At 60.9% G+C, this 4,220-nt stretch carries 3 protein-coding genes; 1 reads left to right on the plus strand and 2 read right to left on the minus strand.

The window, feature by feature from the left end; translation table 11 throughout:
* On the minus strand, nt 1-1,236 hold the full coding sequence (locus VJR68_RS20850) for an ABC transporter permease (protein WP_324150750.1): 1,236 nt from the start codon (nt 1,234-1,236) through the stop codon (nt 1-3).
* A gap of 10 nt (nt 1,237-1,246) precedes the next feature.
* Entirely contained in the window at nt 1,247-2,572 is a 1,326-nt protein-coding gene (locus VJR68_RS20855) for an ABC transporter permease (protein ID WP_324150751.1), read from the minus strand.
* A gap of 285 nt (nt 2,573-2,857) precedes the next feature.
* Here VJR68_RS20855 and VJR68_RS20860 point away from each other — a divergent pair.
* On the plus strand, nt 2,858-4,220 hold a 1,363-nt coding region (locus VJR68_RS20860), incomplete at its 3' end, for an MFS transporter (protein ID WP_324150753.1).

Consider the following 4,220-nt stretch of genomic DNA (forward strand, 5'->3'; position numbering starts at 1 on the left):
TCAACCCGACCGCGTCGCCACCACCGGCGGCACATTGGACGCACGCCGTGCCGGCACCAGCACCGATGCCTGCCCGAGCACCAGCATCACCATGGCGCCGGTGATGATGTAGAGCGTCGGAAGACGCGCTGTTTCGTAATGCGTCATCAGCCAGTCATTGAGTTCGAAGGCGAACAGCACGCCGATGATGGCGCCGCCGCCGGCAATCAGCAGGTTTTCCAGCTGAAAGTAGCGCAGGATGTCGATGCGGCGGGCACCCAGTGCGCGCCGCACACCGATCTGCCGATGCCGTTGCACCACCCAGAAACTGGTCAGACCGACGATGCCTGCCGCGGTAACGCTCAGCAGAATGAGGCAGATCGCGCCCATCAGCAGGGCTGTGCCGCGATCGGTGCGATACGCCCTGGCGCGCAGCTCGGCAAAGGTATGGATGCCGGCATAAGGTTCAGGCATCAGGCGCATCGGATTGAGATCGAATAGCGCCTTGCGGACCTCCTGCATCGCTTGGGCTGTGCGGCCGGGGCGGGCGCGCACCATGTAGCCGGTCCAGGCGTCGTCTTGCCGCAGCGGTTCGATCACGGAGTTATACGCCCAGTCGCTGTCCGTCCATCTCGGCGTTTGTAGTTGCGCGACGATGCCCACGATGGTGGCCTGCTTGCCATCTTGATACACGGTCTGGCCGAGCGCGTTGCCGTTCGGAAACAACCGGTCGGCCAGGGCCTTGCTGACGATGACGACTGGTGATCCCGGAACGGCGCGTCCATGGCGGATTTCGTTGGCGGAGAAGTCGCGGCCGGCAATCAGCTTCAACCCGAACGTCGAGCGCAAATTCTCGTCGCCGTAATAGTAGGCCGCGCGCACGGACGTGCTTTTCTGATCGGCATCGAGCGAGACATAGCCGTCTATGAATCCGCTCAACAGGGGATTGCTGGTGGAAGCCGCCACTTCCTGCACATCGGGCAGGTTGCGCAAGGTTTCCAGGTCCGCGCGCTGCAGCGCGTCGAGCTTTTCGATGGATGCATCGTCATCACCTGTCGGCGCTGCCGGCCATCGCTGCACGATGCGGATCAGGCCATCTTCCTGCATGCCGGTCGGGCGCATCATGCGCTGCACGTGATGGCCGATGATGAACACGGCGTTGGAAACGATCGCCAGCGTCAACGCAATCTGCAGCACGATCAGCAACGCGGCGACCTTGTGCCGCCGCAACGCGGCGATAATGGGATGAAGTGTCATGGCGTCGTCCTCACTGTTCCTTCAGTTGCCACGCGGGCGGCACGCGCGCAGCCCGATACGCCGGATACGTACCCGCAAGCAGCGTAGCCGCCACCGCGAGCAATAGTGTGAGCATCAGCAATGCAGGTTCGATCTTCACCATGGCCGCCAGGCGTGCGGGCAAGACATCGTCGACACTGAGCATGCCCATCGCCATAAACAGCAATCCCAATACGCCGCCGCCCACGCCGATAACGGCCGCCTCGGTGAGGTACTGCGCCAGGATGGCTTTGCGCGACGCACCCAGTGCGCGTCGCACGGCAACTTCCCCGCTACGCCGTAGAAACTTGGCCAGCAGCAGGCCCACCGTATTCACCAGGCATACGATCAGCAGTCCTTGCGCCACCAGCAACGAAACACGCGTGTCGCTAGGTACCACGTGCCGGTAATCGAGGAACGCCGGCACATCGCGCAGGCGCGTGTTGGGCGCCCAATGGAAACGTCCGGCTTGCTGCTGCTCGCTGGCATAGGCGTCGATATAAGCGCGGTACTGCTGCACGGCCGCGGCGTCATCCAGTTCGGCCAGGTAGGCGATCCACACGCAGTCAGAACGCAGCAACTGGGCAAAGTCCTGGCCAGGATCCACCTCACCTTTTCGGCAACCGTCCCAGCCGGCCTGGGAGATATTGTTGGCAACCGTATAGGTAAACGGCAGAAACAGGTCGGGCATGTCCGGCCCATAGCCGACATCGATGGTGTAGTAGTAGTTCGGCTGTGGGTTCCAGTCGTCGGTGATGCCAACGATACGATATTGGCGATTGTCGATATCGATCATCTTGCCGACGTTGTTGCCACCGCCGAATACCTGCTTGTTGAGTTTGTCGCTGATCACCGCCACGGGCGTGCGGTGTGCATCGTCGTCCGCGCCCCAACCGCTGCCGTAGCGAAAGCTGACGTCCACCATCGGAAAGAATTCGTTGTAGACCGCGTAGCCGTCGACGGGGACCGGACTGCGATTGCGACCTGTGCTGCTTGGCATCACCGATGCCGAAATCGTATAGAGCGCCGACTGCCGCGTCGCACGGTGTTCCCGCATCAGCGCTACTGCGTCGAGATAGCTGAACGCCACTTCTGGCTCGCCGCCGGCGCGGCGATTACCCGGACCCCACGTGTCGATCTGCGGCACGAACAGGCGATCCGATTTCCATGGAATCGGATCGGCGGACAAGCCGCGAAATACCGAATACATCGTCATCGATGCCGCCACGCCGAAGCCGATCGTCAAGATCATCAGCGCGGTAAGCCCGGGGCTTCGCCGCAGGCTTCGCACAGCCAGTTCGAGATAATAACCAAACATCCGTTCCCCCTGGATCACAGCCCTGTGTCGATCGACCTTACGTTCGATCAAACGGTGTCGCGGAATATTATCGCAAGCATTCCTTTGGTTGAGAGTGCTGAGTCAATGATTTGGCATGGAATATTTTTATGAATTGAAGATTTTTATGTATTCAGGCGCGTTATTTTCACGCTCCTTTGACGCGGGATGCGCATGTGCTCATCGGCGCCACATGGCTCCCCTGCCGGTCGATGCCATCGGCAATCCGCGGAGTAAGCTCTGCGAGTTTCCAGGCCGGTGATCCGCATGAGCCATATCGGAAAAACTCCTTGCGAAGAAGGCGTCATCCTGCATGGCACATCGGCGACACCGTGTTCGGCGCCATCGCGGCGCTGGACCTTGGTCGCCGCGATCCTCGGTTCCAGCCTTGCCTTTATCGATGGCACCGTCGTCAACGTGGCGCTGCCTGCCATTCAACGAAAGCTGGGCGCAACGACATCGGATGTCCAATGGGTGATGGAGTCGTATGCCTTGTTTCTCGCCTCACTGCTGCTGGTCGGCGGAACGCTGGGCGATCGCTTCGGGCGCAAGCGCATCTTCATGATCGGCGCGGCTGTTTTTACCTTGGCCTCGATCGGCTGCGCGCTGTCCTCGGGCGTGGAAGCCTTGATCATGGCTCGCGCCATCCAGGGCATCGGCGCCGCCTTGTTGGTGCCGGGCAGCCTTGCATTGATCAGCGCCACGTTTCCGCAGTCGGAACGAGGCGCAGCCATCGGTACGTGGTCTGCCTTCAGCGGCATCACCGCAGCGGTTGGACCGGTTATCGGCGGCTTTCTCGTCGAGCATTATTCGTGGACTTTCGCCTTCCTGGTCAACGCACCGTTCGGCGTCATCCTGCTGGCGATTTGCGCGATGAAAGTGCCCGAGAGCAAGGGCGGCATGAATGCCGGCCCTATTGATGGGCTTGGCGCCGGCCTGGTCACGCTCGGTCTGGCCGGGCTGGTGTTCGCCTTCATCGAAGCACCCACTCGCGGATGGACGGCGCCGCCGATCTGGATCGCGATGGTCATTGGCATTCTTGCGCTGCTGCTGTTCGTTCGCACCGAAGCACGCATCACATCGCCCATGCTGCCCTTGGCGCTTTTCCGCGAACGCAATTTTGCGGGCGCGAATGTGTTGACGTTGCTGCTCTACGCGGCATTGGGCGGCAGCTTGTTCTTTCTGCCTTTGAACTTGATCCAGGTACAAGGTTACGGCGCAACCGCAGCAGGCGCTGCGCTGCTCCCGTTTATCGCGATCATGTTTCTGTTGTCGCGCTGGACGGGAAGCCTGGTAGACCAATTTGGATCAAAACTTCCACTGGCGATCGGTCCGGCTATTGCAGCGACCGGATTCGCCCTGCTCGCCCTGCCTTCAACCGGCAGCAGTTATTGGTCGGCTTTTTTCCCCGCCATTTGCGTGCTTGGCCTTGGCATGAGCATCACCGTGGCCCCATTGACCACCACGGTCATGAATGCGGTAGGCAAAGATTTGGCAGGCACCGCATCCGGCATCAACAACGCGGTATCGCGCGCCGCCGCATTGCTCGCTATCGCGTTGTTCGGGCTCGTGCTTACTGCCGCGTTCAATGCAAAGCTAGATAACGAACTGCAACACCAGCATGCACCGA

Source organism: Dyella sp. (genome assembly GCF_035277725.1).
In the GTDB taxonomy this organism is placed as follows: domain Bacteria; phylum Pseudomonadota; class Gammaproteobacteria; order Xanthomonadales; family Rhodanobacteraceae; genus Dyella_B.

Bases quoted from the DNA above. Each gene is read 5' to 3' on its own strand.
- VJR68_RS20850 (WP_324150750.1), bottom strand. From the start codon at position 1,236: ATGACACTTCATCCCATTATCGCCGCGTTGCGGCGGCACAAGGTCGCC.
- VJR68_RS20855 (WP_324150751.1), bottom strand. From the start codon at position 2,572: ATGTTTGGTTATTATCTCGAACTGGCTGTGCGAAGCCTGCGGCGAAGC.